General features: G+C 52.2%; 17 protein-coding genes. 14 read left to right on the top strand and 3 right to left on the bottom strand.

The window, feature by feature from the left end:
* Positions 1 to 7: 7 nt before the first annotated feature.
* Complete coding sequence (locus tag HVE01_RS07140; RefSeq protein ID WP_146943237.1) at positions 8 to 982, top strand: 2-hydroxyacid dehydrogenase; 975 nt, start codon at positions 8 to 10, stop codon at positions 980 to 982.
* Positions 979 to 1,656, top strand: a complete 678-nt coding sequence (locus HVE01_RS07135) for an HAD family hydrolase (RefSeq protein WP_146943235.1) — start codon at positions 979 to 981, stop codon at positions 1,654 to 1,656. The genes HVE01_RS07140 and HVE01_RS07135 overlap by 4 nt, the downstream gene beginning before the upstream one ends.
* Positions 1,657 to 1,689: 33 nt before the next feature.
* Here the strand turns inward: HVE01_RS07135 and HVE01_RS07130 are convergent, their stop codons facing one another.
* Complete coding sequence (locus HVE01_RS07130; protein ID WP_146943233.1) at positions 1,690 to 2,910, bottom strand: amino acid deaminase; 1,221 nt, start codon at positions 2,908 to 2,910, stop codon at positions 1,690 to 1,692.
* Between the two features lie 31 nt (positions 2,911 to 2,941).
* Positions 2,942 to 3,712, bottom strand: a complete 771-nt coding sequence (locus tag HVE01_RS07125; protein ID WP_146943231.1) for an IclR family transcriptional regulator — start codon at positions 3,710 to 3,712, stop codon at positions 2,942 to 2,944.
* Positions 3,713 to 3,853: 141 nt separating this feature from the next.
* Between HVE01_RS07125 and HVE01_RS07120 the strand changes: the two genes are divergently transcribed.
* The 8 genes from HVE01_RS07120 (at position 3,854) to HVE01_RS07085 (ending at position 11,958) form a co-directional block, all read left to right on the top strand.
* A complete protein-coding gene (locus HVE01_RS07120; RefSeq protein WP_146943229.1) occupies positions 3,854 to 4,693 on the top strand; it encodes a transporter substrate-binding domain-containing protein in 840 nt (279 codons plus the stop codon).
* A gap of 75 nt (positions 4,694 to 4,768) precedes the next feature.
* The gene (locus tag HVE01_RS07115; protein ID WP_146943227.1) at positions 4,769 to 5,434 is read left to right on the top strand and encodes an amino acid ABC transporter permease; all 666 of its coding nucleotides are present in this window, start codon (positions 4,769 to 4,771) and stop codon (positions 5,432 to 5,434) included.
* A gap of 2 nt (positions 5,435 to 5,436) precedes the next feature.
* Positions 5,437 to 6,117: an amino acid ABC transporter permease gene (locus tag HVE01_RS07110; protein ID WP_198350381.1), complete on the top strand. Its 681-nt coding sequence runs from the start codon at positions 5,437 to 5,439 to the stop codon at positions 6,115 to 6,117.
* Positions 6,114 to 6,878, top strand: coding sequence for an amino acid ABC transporter ATP-binding protein (locus HVE01_RS07105; protein WP_146943225.1), 765 nt, complete (start codon positions 6,114 to 6,116; stop codon positions 6,876 to 6,878). Before HVE01_RS07110 ends, HVE01_RS07105 begins: the two co-directional genes overlap by 4 nt.
* A gap of 682 nt (positions 6,879 to 7,560) precedes the next feature.
* Positions 7,561 to 8,424, top strand: coding sequence for a MurR/RpiR family transcriptional regulator (locus HVE01_RS07100; protein ID WP_125749379.1), 864 nt, complete (start codon positions 7,561 to 7,563; stop codon positions 8,422 to 8,424).
* Between the two features lies 1 nt (position 8,425).
* Entirely contained in the window at positions 8,426 to 9,913 is a 1,488-nt protein-coding gene (locus HVE01_RS07095) for an N-acyl-D-amino-acid deacylase family protein (protein ID WP_146943223.1), read from the top strand.
* A complete protein-coding gene (locus HVE01_RS07090; RefSeq protein ID WP_125749386.1) occupies positions 9,910 to 10,302 on the top strand; it encodes a RidA family protein in 393 nt (130 codons plus the stop codon). Before HVE01_RS07095 ends, HVE01_RS07090 begins: the two co-directional genes overlap by 4 nt.
* A gap of 156 nt (positions 10,303 to 10,458) precedes the next feature.
* Positions 10,459 to 11,958 (top strand): sodium:solute symporter family protein, encoded by a 1,500-nt coding sequence (locus tag HVE01_RS07085; protein ID WP_125749389.1) that lies wholly within the window; start codon positions 10,459 to 10,461, stop codon positions 11,956 to 11,958.
* Between the two features lie 173 nt (positions 11,959 to 12,131).
* Here HVE01_RS07085 and HVE01_RS07080 read toward each other — a convergent pair whose 3' ends face one another.
* Positions 12,132 to 13,436: a GAK system CofD-like protein gene (locus HVE01_RS07080; protein WP_244973731.1), complete on the bottom strand. Its 1,305-nt coding sequence runs from the start codon at positions 13,434 to 13,436 to the stop codon at positions 12,132 to 12,134.
* Between the two features lie 142 nt (positions 13,437 to 13,578).
* Between HVE01_RS07080 and HVE01_RS07075 the strand changes: the two genes are divergently transcribed.
* Genes HVE01_RS07075 through HVE01_RS07060 form a run of 4 tightly spaced genes read left to right on the top strand, consistent with a single transcriptional unit; the run spans position 13,579 to position 17,789 of the window.
* A complete protein-coding gene (locus HVE01_RS07075; RefSeq protein ID WP_125749392.1) occupies positions 13,579 to 15,105 on the top strand; it encodes an aminoglycoside phosphotransferase family protein in 1,527 nt (508 codons plus the stop codon).
* Positions 15,098 to 16,000 carry a GAK system ATP-grasp enzyme gene (locus HVE01_RS07070; RefSeq protein WP_146943221.1) on the top strand — a complete coding sequence of 301 codons (903 nt, stop codon included), beginning with the start codon at positions 15,098 to 15,100 and terminating at the stop codon, positions 15,998 to 16,000. The genes HVE01_RS07075 and HVE01_RS07070 overlap by 8 nt, the downstream gene beginning before the upstream one ends.
* On the top strand, positions 15,997 to 17,097 hold the full coding sequence (locus tag HVE01_RS07065) for an HprK-related kinase B (RefSeq protein WP_146943219.1): 1,101 nt from the start codon (positions 15,997 to 15,999) through the stop codon (positions 17,095 to 17,097). The genes HVE01_RS07070 and HVE01_RS07065 overlap by 4 nt, the downstream gene beginning before the upstream one ends.
* Positions 17,097 to 17,789 carry a histidine phosphatase family protein gene (locus tag HVE01_RS07060; RefSeq protein ID WP_125749401.1) on the top strand — a complete coding sequence of 231 codons (693 nt, stop codon included), beginning with the start codon at positions 17,097 to 17,099 and terminating at the stop codon, positions 17,787 to 17,789. Before HVE01_RS07065 ends, HVE01_RS07060 begins: the two co-directional genes overlap by 1 nt.
* Positions 17,790 to 17,804 lie beyond the last annotated feature (15 nt).

The following is a 17,804-nucleotide window of genomic DNA, read 5'->3' as shown; positions in this document are numbered from 1 at the left end:
AGGCAGCATGAAAAAGAGCGTCATCGTACTAGGGCAGCTCAGCTCATCTCAATGGGTGGAACTTGAACAGCACGCTCAGTTAGTTGGGCTATCCAAACCATTAGACCTCACTCAACAAGACGTGCTTTCCACCCTAGCGCAAGCGCATGGCATTATCGGCTCCGGCTTGGCGATCACTCCTCAGTTGCTGGACGCAGCCCCCAACTTAGAAGTCATCGCAACCATCTCTGTTGGCTACGACAACATTCCCGTTGAGGAACTGAGCCAGCGCGGCATTATGCTGTGTAACACGCCTGATGTGCTTACCGAAACCACCGCCGATACTGGCTTTGCCCTGATCATGGCCACCGCGCGCCGGGTAGTTGAATTAGCCGAGTGGGTCAAAGCGGGCAAATGGCAAGCCAGCATTGGCCCTGCACTGTTTGGTAGAGATGTACATGGCAAAACCCTCGGCATGGTAGGGTTTGGGCGTATTGGCCAGGCTGTCGCCAGGCGCGGAGCCTTGGGTTTTGGCATGCGGGTGCTTTACTCCAACGCATCGCACAAACCTGCCCTTGAAAAGGAGCTGGGCGCACAGCGTCGCGAACTCAACGAGCTGTTGGCCGAGGCCGACTTCGTCTGTGTTACCGTACCACTCACCGCCGACACCGAACATTTACTTGGTAGCAATGAATTCGCGCTGATGAAGCCCTCCGCCATCTTCATCAATATTGCTCGCGGCAAAGTCATCGACGAAAACGCGTTAATAGATGCCTTGGAAAACGGCGTTATTCAAGCAGCCGGACTGGATGTATTCGAACAGGAGCCGCTCCCCTCCTCGTCACCGCTAGCGAAGATGCCCAATGTGGTCGCCCTTCCGCATATCGGCTCTGCCACCCATGAAACCCGCGACGCCATGGCCCAGCGGGCGGTAGATAATATTTGCTTGGCACTCCAGGGTGAACGCCCTATCAGCCTGGTCAACCCGGAAGCATGTCGATGAGTGCTGTTAACACCACGCCAACACCGCTCTGCTTACTGTTCGACTGCGATGGCACCTTGGTGGATAGCGAAGTACTACTTGCCGAGGTGATGGGTGAAATTCTTCCCGAATTTCACCTCCCCTTTTCCGCACAGCAATATATGGATGAATTTCGCGGGGTGCGTTTCCTGACAATCGTGCAAACGCTGGAACGTCGTTTTCAGGCATTGGAAGAAAGCAAGCTTTCTCAGCTTGAGGCAGGCATGCGGACACGCATGGAAACCCGCATGCGTGCTGAGCTAGTAGCAATACCGGGTATGGCTGCCGCATTGGAGCAGTTAAGCAGCCACCCCAAAGCCGTAGTGTCTAATGGCCCCGAACCCAAAATTCGCTGTGCGCTGGAAAGCACCGAGCTAGGCCACCATTTTGGCGACAAGCTGTTTAGCGCCTATACCTTAAACGTCTGGAAACCCAACCCTGAACTTTATCGCCAAGCCGCCGCCGCAATGGGCTACTCACCCCAACAATGCGTGGTGATTGATGATGCGGCGGTGGGAGTTGAAGCAGGATTAGCAGCAGGCATGCACGTCATTCACCTCAACCACTTCCCTAACGAGGAAGTTACCCCCGAGGGTGCCATTGGCATTCAAAACGCCCATGAACTACCCGCCGCTATTGAACGCTTAAGCGCGTAGGCAACGTCACGGCGAGTGATCATAGAGCCTCTTTTAAAAGTAGGTGGCCAAACGCTCTTTAATGTTTAACTGATCATCCACTAACAGCAGCTGGCGCCATTTATCGAAGGTTAAACAGGGGTGAGAGGCGCCAAATGCGACGATATCACCGACCTCGACATCCTGAGCCTCTTCGGGAAGGTGCACAAAAGCGTGCTGATCCATAATTTTCGTCACTTCCCAACCAACCACAGGCAATTGCTGCGAGGCGCTACCTGCTTCTCGGAAACGACGTAGGGCAATGGGTAACTGGTCATGACCAATATCACGCTTACCAAGCGCCACAATGGCAAGTCCAGGTTCGGGAAGCGACTGCACCTGGGCAAACACTTCCAGGGCAGGCTCAAGCCCCTGCTGTAAATCCGGTCGGCGGTCTAATACCGCTGACTGTGCTTCACGATAAAGCCCATGATCGTGGACGACATAACACCCAGGCCGTAGCACAGGCGTAAATCGCCCCTGCAGCGGTGCGCCCTCAAAGACTTCTGCAATCACGTCATACCAGGCAGAACCTGAGGCCGTTACAATCGGGTTTTCTTCGGCAAAGCGGCCCGCCGCTTCTAGCTCTACCGCTACATCCACCAGATATTGAGCATAAGCACGAATACCCGCTTCGGGGTTATCCCCGTGAACCACACCTTCATAGCCTTCTAGTCCCACCAGTGAAAGCGCTGGCTCATCAGCAATGGCCTCCGCCAGCGAAAGAATCTGCTGCTTATTGCGGCAGCCGCAACGCCCCCCAGTAACCCCCACCTCAATCAGTAGCGCCAAATTCAAACCACGCTCAGCAAAGAAACGTCCGAGCTGACGCACGTTTTCCTGACTATCGACCACACAGTAAAACGTCGCACCCTGCTCAATCAGACCAGCGATGATGGCCATATTGGCCTGGCCGACCAGTTGGTTCGCCATCAATATCCGAGTGACACCATTGGTGAAGGCCGCACGACACTGGGGTGCAGTGGCAAGTGTGATACCCCACGCCCCTGCCTGGAGCTGTCGCTGGAAAAGTGCTGGCGTCATGGTTGTTTTGCCATGGGGCGCTAAGTGAGCGCCATGAGCCTCGGCGAATCGTTGCATCCACGCTACGTTATGAGCCAGTGGGCCTTCATGCACCACGGCAGCGGGCAGCGGAACATCTCTTAGTAGATTAGCGTTGGGGATATTTTCTCCGAAAACATCCAATAACCCTTCATCGGAAGCTAATACGGTCATATCTGACTCCTGTGGTAAACAAGCCACGCTATCACCGGCCGCCATCGGACAACGACTGGGCAGCCTCGCAAAGTGCTGTAATCAGAGCCTCGCGGCGTGCAGCGTCAGCATTACGCCCAACTGTGAAACAGAGCGTCGCACGGGCCGACATATCACCGTCATATACCGGCACTGCCATGCAGCATGCGAAGCTATCTACCAGCCCTTCGGTCAGCGCAAAACCGCGCTCCCGGGCCCGTTCAATCTCAGCGATGAAGCCATTGATATCAATACGCTCACCGCTAGGCAGCACAAAGTCGTCACTTGGCACCAGTTCTAGTATCGCCTCGCGACTCATTCCACTCAGTAGCACACGCCCAGATGCTGTCCAAGGAATCGGCACCTTGACCCCAACTTCAGAACTGATCCGAAATGGCCGCGCACCATTCTCGTTGAGCATCACAGTATATTTATCGCCATCCAACATACACAGCTGGGTGGTCTCATCAAAACCTGCGGAAAGCTGGCGCATTACTGGGCGGGCTCGCCGAATCAAATCATTGTGGTCGGCGTAGTCGAGGCCGAAGTAGTGCATCGCACGGCCAAAGTAAATCCGCCCATCTTCATTAATCTCCAGCCAACCTGACTCACACAGCAGATTAACCAGTTCATAGACACTCGAACGGGGAGCTCCGGTAGCTTTGATCAGTTCACGTGGAGACATGGGCTGACGATGGAGGTGTAACTGTTCGCATAGCGCAATAAGACGGTCAACGCCGCGCGCCCGGGGTGCGGTCGATCTCTTGTTGTTAGCCTGGCTCATATTACCTCTTTGTGAATAGTGAATAGAGGAAGCGATATCCCCTTGCGCCCTCCTATGAACTATCCTAGGATAAAAAAGTCCGGAGAACAAGACAACATTCCGGTATATCAGAAAAATTAACAAATTTGACAGGACTCATTGATGAAAAATGCTAAGAAGCCTATAAAAATCATCATCGTGGCCGCCATGATACCCGCTCTGTTTGCGGCTAAAGCACAAGCCAACACCCTACAAACAGTTCTTGACCGCGGTGAGCTTATCGTCGGAACTAGCAGCTCCAACCCACCCTGGCATTTCACCGAAAATGGTCAAACTCTCGGCTTCGATGCCGATATTGGCCATATTCTGGCTCAGGCACTATTCAATGACTCAAGCAAGGTGCGTTTTGTCGAGCAATCCTCGGACGCGCGAATTCCCAACCTCCTGACCAACAAGGTCGATATCTCTTGTCAGGCAATGACCGTTACTGCCTCTCGCGCTCAGCAGGTTGCCTTTACTGTCCCTTACTATCGAGAAGGGATAGGCCTGCTGCTCCTTCAGGGAAGCGATCACAGCGACTATGACGCCCTCAATTCGGCGGGTGATGAAGTCACTGTCGCCGTATTGCAGAACGTATACGCCGAAGAAATGGTTCACCAGGCACTGCCCGATGCCAAAGTTGATCAGTACGAGAGCCAGAACCTGATCTACCAAGCTCTCAACTCGCATCGCGCCGATGCAGTAGCCACCGACTTATCGACGCTCAAGTGGTATATGACAAACAACCCAGGGCGTTACGTCGACTCGGGCTATAGCTGGAATCCGCAGTCCTATGCCTGTGCGGTATCGCCCGATGATCAGCGTTGGCTAAATTTCATCAACACTGCGCTGCAGGAAGCGATGTATGGCGTCGAATTCGAACTCTACGCCGATGCCTACGAGCGGTGGTTCGGGGAGCGTCCACCAGCACCACAAACAGGGTTTCCTAGCGAAATGCGTTGATCGCCTTTAGCACCTCGCTGCCTCATCACCTGATGCGGTGAGGTGCCATTGCAAGCCATAGATGGATGGGTAACCATGAACTATTATTTCAATTTCACACCAATCTTTGAGCAGTGGCCTCTATTGCTCAAGGGTATTAGTCTAGGCCTGCTGCTAGCGCTAATATCAATCTGCATAGGTTCGCTGGTTGGTCTAATAGTGGCATTTGCCAGCCGCTCACCAAGCCACACCGTACGCACTATCGCCTTCTCCTGGATCTCGATACTGCGCAACCTCCCAATCCTAGTCATAGTGCTGTTTATATTCTTTGGCATGCCTCAGCTGGGGATATCACTAGATAAGGTGACCAGCTTTATCGTCGCACTCTCGCTTTATGCCAGCGCCTATATGGCGGAGGTCTTCCGAGGCGGGCTGTTGGGCGTGCCTCCAGGGCTAGTAGAAGCAGGCCAAGCAATCGGCCTCTCTCCGCTACGCATCAAGCGCCATATCGTGCTACCAATCATGTTCCGCAACGCCCTGCCAGCCTTCGGTAATAACTTTGTCTCACTATTCAAAGACACCTCTCTGGCAGCCACTATCGCAATACCAGAATTGACTTTCTTTGCACGAAAGATCAACTCGGAAACCTTTCGTGTTATTGAGATATGGCTTACCGCGTCACTAATTTACATCGTCTGCTGCTACGCCATCACCCTGATTCTAAGGGCAATGGAACAACGGCTAGTTCTAGAGACAAGCTAAACATGGATATAGATTTGCATTACTTAATCTCCGAGATCATGGCCAACCGGATAGCATTACTGCATGGCACGATGGTCACTTTCGCTATTTCAATACTCGCAATCGTTGCAGGCACCCTGTTTGGTGTGGCTATCGGAGTGACTGTCAGCTATGGCATTCGATCACTGCGTTGGGCCGCACGCGCCTATATCGATATCATTCGCGGCACCCCGGTATTAGTGCTAATTCTTGGAACCTACTATACCTCGTCCGTCATTGGCCTGAGTTTGTCATCTTTTCAAGCTGGAGCCTTGGCTTTAACACTGTTCTGCGCCTCTCATGTTGGTGAAATCCTTCGCGGTGCGCTGCAATCGCTACCACGCGGGCAAATCGAAGCCGGCCAAGCAATCGGCTTAACGTTCAGCGGCATTTTCCAGCATGTACTTTTCCCGCAAGCACTGCGCTATGCCCTACCAACCTGGATTACTGCCGCGGTGGAGATAGTCAAGGCATCGACACTGATATCTGTCATAGGCGTAACCGAGTTGTTGTTAACAACACAACAGATTATCAGTAGCAACTTTCTCAACATGCAGTTCTACCTATTGGCCGGAGCAATCTATTTCATGATTAATTTTTCCATAGAACGGTTGGGGCGCTACGTAAGCAATCGGCTTGATCTACCAGCTAGGAGAATAATATGACGCTCATCGTTGAAGTGAATGCTTTGCATAAGAAGTTCGGTGACACCGAAGTCCTTAATGGTATCGATCTGACCGTCAGTGAGGGAGAAGTGGTCTCGATCATAGGCGCTAGTGGCTCTGGAAAGACGACGTTGCTACGCTGCTTGAACCTCCTTGAAAGCTTTCATCAAGGTGATGTACTGATTGATGGTGAAGTGATCGGTTATAGAACACACGACGGCCAACGTACCCGGTTGAGTGAGCGCGAAATAGCCCGTCACCGATCAATGACAGGCATGGTCTTTCAATCGTTCAATCTATTTCCGCACATGAGCGCTTTGGACAACGTCACCCTCGGATTAACCAAGGTACGAGGCATGCAGCGAAATGAAGCCATCGAGCTAGCAGATCACTGGCTCAACAGGGTCGGTATGCATGATCGACGCGACCATCGCCCGTCCCAACTTTCCGGCGGTCAACAACAGCGGGTAGCAATCGCGCGAGCAATTGCTATGAAACCCAAAGTAATGCTGTTCGACGAGGCAACCTCTGCGCTTGATCCTGAACGCGTCGGGGAGGTACTGACAACTATTCGGGATCTGGCCCAGGATGGTATGACTATGGTGTTAGTCACTCATGAGATGCGCTTTGCTAGGGATGTCTCCGACAAGGTGGTGTTCATGGAGAATGGACGTATCGGCGAAGTGGGTGCGCCCGCAACCTTCTTCACTCAGCCACAATCTCCGCGCCTGCGCGAATTTCTCAAAACATCATCGTTATGATGCCAAGCCGTCAGCAACGAGCTCTGCCAACATCGCGACAGTAGCGCAAGATACTGTGCACGTTACTGCAGAGCTCACCGACGCCCACCACTTCCTGGCGGCCACCTACCGGCACGTACCGGTAGCATCCAAAGACATGGTGGTGACCTCATGGTGGAGGTGGGCGTTAATTGCTCCTGGGCTAATCACGGCTGAAAAACTGTTTACGTAGGCGGCGCCATATCTCTGCAAGCGCACTACACGAATCACCAGTGCGGCAGATAACAACCTAACCCGGCTTTGAACTGGTTCCAATAACAGGGCGGTTCATTCAGCCTGCGTTAAGACCTGAGCCTTGTACTGCAGAGAGCTCAGGTCTTTTTTAGTTTCATGTATCAAAGGTTAAACATAGATGGGAAGCGCCAAAAGCGACGATATCACAGCTCTCGCTAGTATGAGTCTTTTGGGAAATTCGCCTGCTGGTGTACGGACCCATGATTTTCGCCACTTCCCCGTCAGCAGTCCCAAACCTTACTTCCACTATATGCATTGCGTAAGCATGTACAAAGTTTTCAAGGCCATCCCCGTGAACAAAGCCTGCATTGCCTATTGCAGAACCCCAATGTTAGATATTTTCACAGATATTTATTTTAGGTTAGAAACTAACATACTTTCTAAATCAGGCAACCCTTAGGAGTCCACGGTGAGCCAAGAAATCGACATCTTGTCACGTATTACCACTGACTTTGCTGCCCTACGCGAAGCTGAAAAGAAAGTCGCCGAGCTGATATTTGCTGACATCGAGTTTGTCACCGAAGCAAGCATCGGTGACATTGCCCAGCGCGCGGGGGTAAGTGATGCCAGCGTCACTCGATTTGCACGCGCTATCGGCTGCACGAATGTACGCGACTTAAAAACGCGCTTAACACGCGCGCTAGCAGCAGGTCGTCGTTTTATACAAGAAGCGACTCCCGAAGACAGTTCAAGCGTGGTATATGACATTGCCACGCAAACCTTGGCGCTTAATCGTGACCTGCTCTTCCAGGCCGATGTGGCAGGCGCGGTTGAACTGCTGGATCAAGCGCGCCAGATATTGGTATTTGGCGCAGGAGGCGGTTCCAGCATTCTCTGCCAAGAGTTTCAGTTCCGTTTAGTGAGACTGGGCTATGCGATCTGCGCTTACCCTCAAGCGCTCTTGCCCCGCATGGTGGCGTCAACCTTAGATCCGAATGACGTCGTCGTTGTGCTATCAGTCACTGGCTACACCCCTGAGATGGTGGAGTCTGCGCAAATTGCTAAGCAGTACGGCGCAAAAGTGATCGCCATCACCGCTCTGAATTCTCCTTTAGCCGAAACAGCCGACATTGTGCTACCGATTACTTCTCGGGAAACCGACTTCATCTATCATCCTTCGGCTTCCCGCTACGCCATGCTGGCAGTCATCGACGTGTTAGCACTTGAACTTGCCATGCGCCACCGTGAGCGTTCACGAACCAAATTACGCCGTCTCAAACTTAGCCTCGATGACCATCGCGGTGGCGACAACCGCCAGCCACTAGGAGATTAAGATGGTTTACGACCTGCTGATTCGTAACGCCAACGTATTGGATGGCTCCGGCGCAGCCCATTATCGTGCCGATGTGGCTATTCAAGGCGAACGTATCTGCGCCATCGGTGACATGCCCTACGCCACCGCCACCACCATTATTGACGCCCAAGAGCGCTATCTGGCTCCTGGTTTTATTGACGTCCACACTCACGACGACACCAATGTTATTCGTACTCCCGAAATGCTGCCAAAGCTGACACAAGGAGTAACGACGGTGGTGGTGGGTAATTGTGGAATCAGCGCCAGCCCCGTGACGCTGGCTAGCGAAGTTCCCGACCCCATGAATTTATTGGGCAAGCTGGAAGACTTTCGCTATCCAAGCTTCAGCGCCTATGCCAACGCCGTGGACGCTGCCGCACCAAGTATCAACGTCGCCGCCTTAGTGGGGCATACCAGTTTACGCAGCCAGGTGATGGATAGCTTTGCCCGCCCTGCCAGTGCTGAAGAAATTGCCAACATGGAAGCGCTGCTAAGCCAAGCACTGGATGAAGGTGCATTAGGGCTTAGTTCGGGGCTTGCCTATCGCAACGCGATACACGCGCCGACCTCCGAAATGGCTTCTCTGGTGGCCGCCGTTGGGAAATCAGGCGGCGTCTATACCACCCATCTTCGTGATGAGTTTGCAGGTCTGCTAGATGCCATGGACGAAGCATTTGCCACTGCTCGCAGTGGCCAGGTGCCTCTGGTGATCTCGCATCTTAAATGCGCTGGTGCGGGTAATTGGGGAGGCGCTGGTAAGGCGTTGGGTAAATTAGAGGCAGCCGCCCAGCACCAGCATGCTCACTGCGACTGCTACCCCTACACCGCAGGCTCCTCCACTCTCGATCTGGGCCAGGTCACGGATGAGATTGAGATCACCATTACCTGGTCGACACCGCACCCAGAGCAGGCGCGCCGCCCGTTAAAAGAGATCGCCGCCGAGTGGGAAGTGTCACTGCTAGACGCTGCCAAGCAACTACAGCCGGCGGGGGCGGTTTACCACAACATGAGTGAAGCGGATATGCAGCAAGTGTTAGCGCATCCGCTCTCCATGGTCGGCTCCGATGGCTTACCAAACGACCCGCATCCTCACCCGCGCCTTTGGGGAGCATTTCCGCGTGTACTGGCTCACTACAGCCGCGATTTAAAGCTAATGCCGCTGGCCGAAGCGGTGCGCAAAATGACCAGCCTTTCGGCGGCTAATTTTGGCCTAACAGATCGTGGCGTGATCCGCATAGGCGCCTACGCAGACCTCACCCTTTTTGATCTAAAAATTCTTGAAGATACGGCCAATTACGAGACCCCTATTGCGGCCGCTAGAGGCATCGAGCTGGTCATAGTGAACGGCAAAATCGCCTATCGCCAGGGCACAGTTTCAGACCAACGTGCTGGCAGGATGCTGCGCAGAACAGAGCGCATTTTGCCATCAACTCCCACCTTTCACCCCAACCAGGAGCAAACTCCATGAGCATTACGCGATACGGCACCGAAGGCGGCGTAGGCACCGGCGGCCAGAAGCTGCCCTTTGCCCGCGCCGTAGAGGCAGGTGGCTGGCTATACGTCTCCGGCCAAACGCCCATGACCGATGGCGAAGTCGTTGAAGGCGGCATTGTTGAGCAGACTCGTCTCGCCTTCGACAACTGTCTGGCCATTATGCATGAAGCAGGTTACGGCGTTGAAGATGTCGTACATGTCACCACCGTGCTCACCGATGCGCGCTATTTCAGCTCTTTCAACAAAGTGTTTAAGGAGGTCTTTGGCGACAATCCACCGGCACGCATTTGCAGCGTTCAAGACTTGGTGGTGGATTGCAAAGTTGAGGTTGACGTGAAGTGTTTCCGCGCAGATCGCGCCTAAACATCTAAAAATAACTACCACAAAAAAGCGCCGCACCCCGGCAAGGGCACGGCGCCAGATTACCGCGTGATTAAGATAAAAAGCCCTGCGGTAATCGCTTCCATTGTCTACCTCCGGCCGCGGCAACGGCCGGATAAACAACAACAAGAGGTTAACATGAACAGTCAACTATTCCTCACCACCTTTGTGCTCTACATCGTCGCCATGATTGTGTTTGGCTGGTGGGTTTCAAGACACAAACGAGGCAGCGGCGACGACTTCTTACTCGGCGGGCGAAGCGTACCGCTCTTTCTTACCGTCGGCACCACGGTTGCCACTATGGTAGGTACTGGTTCAAGTATGGGTGCCGTTGGGTTTGGTTATGCCAACGGCTGGGCAGGCGCTTTATATGGCATTGGCGGCGCGATTGGGGTTTTGCTACTCGCCGTGTGTTTTGCCCCCGTTCGTAAGCTGCGTTTTATGACCATGAGCGAGGAGCTCGCCTATTACGTCGGCGCCAACCGGCTGGTACGCAATGTGGTCGCGCTGCTTATCTATATTGCTTGTATAGGCTGGCTGGGCGCCCATATTCTTGGCGGTGGCCTTTACCTCTCTTGGATGGCGGGTATTGATCTAACGACTGCGCGTATTCTGGTTGCTCTGGGCTTCGGCATTTACTGCGTGGTCGGCGGTTATTTCGCGGTTATCTGGACTGACACTATTCAAGCGGTCGTACTGTTCGCAGGCTTTATCTTGATGGCAGTGCTGGCGCTAGTAGAGGTTGGCGGCTTCTCAGGGCTTACGGCGGGTATGGATGCGGGTGCCACGAGCTTTCTAGGCATTGGTCAGATTGGCGGACTACCCGCGCTATCGCTTGCCGCCGTTATTGCTATCGGCGTACTGGCAACGCCCTCTTTTCGTCAGCGCATCTATTCAGGTAAATCAGTGGGCTCGGTACGTCGCTCATTCTTAATTACAGGCATTCTCTACCTGGGCTTTTCAATCATTCCTGCAATTATCGGCATGGCGACTCACGCGCTTAACCCTGGGCTTGAAAACAGCAACTACGCTTTCCCTTTTTTAGCCACTGAAATCATGCCGCTTGGGCTGGGTTTGCTGCTGTTGGTAGCAGGCCTCTCCGCTACCATGTCGAGTGCAAGCTCCGATGCAATTGCCGGTGTTTCCACGCTGATTCGCGATCTGTATGTGCTGGCAACGGGCCGTACGCCCTCCGCACGAAATGTCGTGCGTTTCTCACGTATTGCACTCGTAGCAACCATTGGTCTGGCACTGCTGTTCGCACTAGCCTCGGATAATGTCATCACCTACATCACCCGCATGATCTCGACAATTCTTTCAGGACTGTTTGTGAGTGCCATGCTCGGTCGCTTCTGGCCCCGCTACAACTGGCAGGGCGCGATCGCCACGTTAATTTGCGCGTCGGTGACCTCTTTAACGATTATCGCCAATAGCGACTGGACAGCCTTTTGGGGTAACCCAAGCATTCCTGCAGTGCTGGTAGCACTGGTAGCAGGCGTGATGGTAAGCCTAGTGACACCCGCTTCCCGCGTTACCCCGGAGCAGGCATTAGCGATTCTTGACCAAGAGCGCCAGCGAATGGAGCAAGTGCCCGAGCCAACACTCACCAATGATGAAGTGCCCGCTGCATCTCGCTAATCGTTAGCCAGTCGTGCGCCAAAAAGCCCCGCTGATGAATGACCTCAGCGGGGCTTTTATAACCCATAGCGGGGCTGGGCACTTGATCGATAACCCACTGAGCATCCTTACGAGTCGAGACAAGCTGGGGAAGTCTCTGGCGGGTTCAACACTGTTTTGGGTTTAGCGGGGGATTAGGTAAGCCCAAGTAGGGCTTCTGCCAACTTAACGTCATCGTAACGGTCTATATCAGCATCAGCGTTATCGGCTGTAAGATCCGTATCGATAATTTGAATGCCCATCTGCTTGCTGATGATTTCCATCTGCTCAGTTGAAACACTCAGCAACTGTGAATCAAACAGCAGAAAGTCTATTAAGGGCCGTTCTGGCGACCTCGTTTGAGGTTTGAATGACATAGACTTGAATGGCACTGGTTTGAATGACAAGTGGTGATTGAGCATTCTGATCTGGTCAACCAACGTCATACCAAACGTTTCAAGATCGGTTCCCAAGCTAGGCACATACACCCTCGGCGCTGGATTTTTAGCCAATGCTTTGGTCACGCCTTTGGGAAGTAAATTGGCAATAATACTGCTGTAAAGACTACCCGGTGGAAAAACCAGCAGCTCAGCAGAATCGATGAGTAAGCGAGTTTCTTTACAAACTTTAGAGGCATCCAAAGTATCGATATCGTCCGCTTCCCCCGATAGTTTTATCGATTTAATGGGTGAATCAATTTTTGCTGTTTCTTTGCCGGTAAAGCAATGCTGCCCGATAATTTTCTGGCCATTCTCTAACAACACCTCTAGCTGAAGGTCAGCGTCAGTTGTTGTGCGAACAGTGCCGCGTGTTTTGATGAGCTGGCCAAATAGAAAAGCAATCGGGTCCAGTGAGCGATTGTGAATCAGGTAGCCACCGGTCAAGATCAAGTTCCCCACGCTGGCTCCAGCGAGGTCAAAATCCTGTGGCATGTGTTTATAAAACGCAGTGATATAACTCTGAATCAGCGACCGCATGGGCTCTCCAATCGCCCTAAGCAGTGGATGCTTGGCGCTCACCAGTGCTTGTAGGCTTTGCTCCAGCACAGCCTTCTCTGCGCTTTCTTTCAGCTCATTAGCCGTTAGGCGATGCGAAAACAGTGCAGCAACGTCAGGATGGCCAGTCACCGAATCGTCAGCCAATGAAAGTAACCGAGCTCGTAAGTCTCCAACGGCAGGCATCGCAAAAGCTCGACGCAATTCGGCGGAGCTCCCACCAGAGTCAAAAGGGGTCACAAGATGAATCGAATTATGCGTGTAGTCTGTCAGTACCTCAGAGAAGCGCCTGAGTGCCGAACCACCACTGAAGAAAAGTATTTTTGGCCCTAGTTCCGGCGTTTTACGGTATCTGGCAAGACGCAAATCCTGCCCCTGAGAAAGTCCTCGCGGCATATTAACATGTGCACAAATGAAGCGATTTTTTTTCATACAACCCTTTGAATTGTAACTAAAACGTAACATCAAAAATGGCACAGTTACTTATAGTGATCCCCCTTGATTGACACTTTTCACGGTGAGGCCGTCTATCAACGCATCAATTCTAGAGCATTTTTATTTTCTACGATTCGAAGTCGAAAATCACTTCGAGTTAGTTGAAGTTTATGTGACTCAGCCAAGTGGCTCTACTGCACGACGTTTAATTAATCGCCAGGGTTACCGGAGCACGCTACTGGAGAAAGTTGAACTTGCCGTCGCGATTGATGTGCATCGACGTAAAGTCGACGGTGCAGGTTTTCAACAATCCAAGTCGCTTGAGCGCTTGGCAAGATTGCTTGACCAACTGGGGCAGGCCTGTCTGGAATTTACCGCGATTAATGCTCTGAAACAGCTCCCAGACAAGTCACGTAAAGAGTACGCCAAGCTAATTCGATCGATAGGTAAATCATTGAAGCTGGTGATGATTAATGTCGATGATGCAAACACTCGGCAAGGCCTGAAAGTAGGTCACCGAATTCCCAAAATAACCGCCCGTTTAACCGCTGCTTTCGAGCCTGGCACTTCAAGCATGCGTAACAACGCCGTGGTGGATTTTCAACTTCATCGCATGATTCGCCTACTTTCGGAGCTTGCCGACGCCCTACTCTCCGCCAACTTTGGCCCCGCCGTACGTTTACAAAATTACAAGCAGCTGCAAAACGCCGCTCACGTGATGACCGCCCAGAGCGACGATTTTACCGTTGAGCGGCTGGCGCTTACCCGCAGTGGCAGCACCATCGCCACCCTTAAAGCAGAGCACGCCTCCTCTGGCGAAATGATGGCAGTCTACAAAGAGGGGGAAAGCCAGAAAGTAATTGAAGAGCTTTATGGAGTAGATCAATGGAAGCGAATCTACCCCAAGGTGGCGCCCACGGTGCTCTCGCATCATGTCGAGCAGGGAGATGAGCTGGGTTCGATGGTGATCGAACACCTCCCCGGCCGTACGCTTGAATCACTGCTGTTAAACGGCCAGTGGAAATCAGCCAAGCAACTTATCCGCACACTCCAGCGGACGTTGAGAAAAATCTGGAAGACGTCACGTACCAACGAGTCTGCTCAGCCCGAGTATATGCAGCAGTTGCGTAAACGGATGCCAGCAACCCGCCACACTCACCCCAACCTGCTTAGTACGGGCCAGCTAATTTGTGGACTTTCTCGGCCAAGCTTTGACCAATTAATTGATCACGTTGAAAACCTTGAGCAGCACATCCGGGCACCGTTCTCAGTTCTGATCCACGGTGACTTCAACGTCGACAACATTATTTATGACGAATTCAAAGACCGTATCTATTTTATCGATCTGCACCGAGCCTCGTACTCTGACTATGTTCAGGACTTATCAGTACTCATGGCATCCATTTACCGGCTGCCCATTATGGATGTTTCTCCACGGGCCGAGTTAATGGCATTGATTCGACAGCTATATCAATTTGCGTGCCGATTTGCCAAAGACAATCACGATACAAGCTTTGATGCGCGTCTAGCCATTGCGTTAGGGCGCTCCTTTGCGACATCCACGCGCTTTATATATGACAAAAGCTTTGCCAACCGACTCGCGCTAAGAGCGAGCTACCTGCTAGAAGCAATCACACTTCTGAACCCTACAGAACTTGAGAACTACAGGTTTCCCCTAGAGGACATTTTTAATGACTAAAAAGCGGATTGCAGTTATCGGGATACCTGGCAAGTGGTCAACCGAAGTTCTTGCAAATCACTTGGAAAAGCACACCGGCTTCCGCTGCATCGTCGATATGTCTGAAGTAGTGCTAGAGCTAGAGACAGGCAAGCTGCGCTATCGAGACATTGTTCTCAACGAGCTTGATGGGGTGATCATCAAAAAAATAAGCGAAACGTACTCCCCTGCTGCAGACGATCGTTTACGGATGCTTAACAGCCTTGAAGCGGATGGTGTGCGCTGCTTCAGTAGCCCAAGCGAGGTAATGCGTTTGATTAATCGTCTTGAGGGCACTGCCGCATTGGCCGCAGGTGGCATTGCTCTGCCATCAACACGTGTTACAGAAAGTACTGAGGCTGCATTAAAGGCCATCAAGGCGTTCGGTACAGCAATCCTAAAACCACTCTACTCGACCAAAGCCCGAGGCATGGTGGTGTTAAAAGCGTCCGACGGCGTCGCGACCAACACACAAAAGTTGAATAAGTTTAAGTCTAAACATGGACTTTTTTATCTACAGAAATTCGTAAACTTAGGCGGCCAGGATTTAGGCATGGTCTTTCTGGGCGGCCAGTATTTATGCACTTATGCCCGTGTTGCCAGTGGCGATGCATGGAACACAACGATACACAGCGGTGGAAAGTATCAAGCCTACGAGCCAAGCCAGGAGCTGATTGAGCTTGGCCAAAAAGCCCAGTCATGCTTCACACTAAGCTTTACCACCGTCGATATTGCATTGACCGATGAGGGCCCTGTGGTATTTGAGGTTTCGGCCTTTGGCGGATTTAGCGGCGCATTAAAAGGCTGTGGCATCGATGCCAGCGAAAAGTTATGTGATTATGTCCTTAGCCAACTTGAAACAGAGGCCGCCGAATGACCCATCTGTTTGATGAGAAGCAAATAATGCTGGCTAAGGCTGCTTGTCTCTACGAGCTGCCGTTGGTGTTCCACGGGCTGACACTGCATGTGCTGGCTGATAACCCAGCTATTCTGGACTATCTTAAGCAGTACTACGCCAGCTTGACGGCAAGTACCTCCCCCCATACATCCCCTCCTCACGCTGAACAACGGATATTCCTGATCGATAGGCAGTTTGATACCAGCGGGATCGATTGGATGCCCGTTAAGCGCAACAAAAGCAGTTCTCTTGGCCTAAAAGAAGCCTATGTGGATACACCAAAAGGACGCTGGATACATAAAGTACGTACGGGAATGGTGCTATTCCAGTCGTTAACCGACCCGGTTGCGACTGGCGACTTAACCCAACATCGATCTCAAGTAGTCAATTTTATAAACAACCAGTTTCTTAATTATCATCAGCGTGACGGCTACTTATTGGGCCACGCATCAGCCTTTGACATTAAGGGCAGTACCACCGCCATTGCCGCAAGTTCAGGTGGCGGTAAATCGACGTTAATGCTGAAAGCCCTGGAGAGTGAAAAAGCGCGCTTTCTCTCTAACGATCGGATTTTGTTTAAGCCACAAAAAGGTCAAGTTAACGTTATCGGTGTCGCCAAACACCCGCGCGTTAACCCGGGCACGCTGCTTAACTCTGAACGCTTGGTTGCGCTGCTTACCAGCGAGGAGTGCGCTAAGCTGGATCGCATGCCGAAAAGTCAGCTGTGGGATCTTGAGCAAAAATATGATGTGTTGATCCCCAACGCCTACGGCGAGAACAAAACTGCTATTTCCGGAAAGCTAAGTAACCTGGTACTACTTGACTGGTCCTTAAGCTCAATGGAACCCACACGTTTGAGCAGTGTGGATAGCGATAAAACGCCAGAGGCACTTGAGGGTTTACGCAAAAGCCCTGGGGCATTTTTTCAGCAGGCGGATGGCCGTTTCCCGCCCGAACAGACTCAATCTGCCGAGATCTATGCCGATAACTTACGGGGCGTTCAGGTACTGCGCCTTACCGGCAGCATAGACTTTGAGCGTGCCATTGAACTGCTGCAAGCCAAAGGCATTCTCTGATGGTGGCACTGGCTCTAATCAGGCATGGTGAGTACGCACAACGGGCGGACACACCTAGCGCCCTACAGCCTTATCCGCTGACCGATAAAGGGGCAGCAGAGGTTAGACAGCAAGCTCGGCAATTCGGCGAGTGGCTATCTACGTCAGGCTACCAACTGAATAGCGAAATACACTCCTCGACACTGTTAAGAGCCTGGCAAACAGCTGAGATCTACCGCGAAGAGCTAGCAACACTCTTTACAGATCCCCCATATTCACGCTGCTTCTCAGCCCTTTGTGAACGCAGTGTTGGAGCGCTGGCCAACCTCAGTGTTAAGGAAATAGAAAGGATTGTTGCCCAGGATCCTCGCCTAACGCCCTTACCAGAAGGCTGGAAATCAGCCAGCTACTTCAAGCTGCCTTTCGAGGGTGCTGAGTCCCTGATCGAGGCAGGCGAACGAGTCGCCGCGCACTTAACGGCACTTTTAAAGACACCATTACGATGCGCAACGGATAACCGACTACAGCTGGTTGTTGGCCATGGCGCATCCATACGTCACGCTAGCTATCATTTAAATGTCATACACTTCAGCGATATTAAGCGGTTAAGTATGTTTTACGGGCACCCTGTCGTTTTTGAGCAACAGGCGGAAGGCTGGAACCGATTGTACGGAAACTGGAAGCACCGGCACTTGGCAGACCCAATCGATTAAAAGGTGGCAACTAAT

Origin of the sequence: Vreelandella venusta, from assembly GCF_007989605.1 — a bacterium.
In the GTDB taxonomy this organism is placed as follows: Bacteria; Pseudomonadota; Gammaproteobacteria; order Pseudomonadales; family Halomonadaceae; genus Vreelandella; species Vreelandella venusta.
Note: the sequence above shows the minus strand (reverse complement) of the source record. Positions and strands in the feature narration are given on the sequence as shown.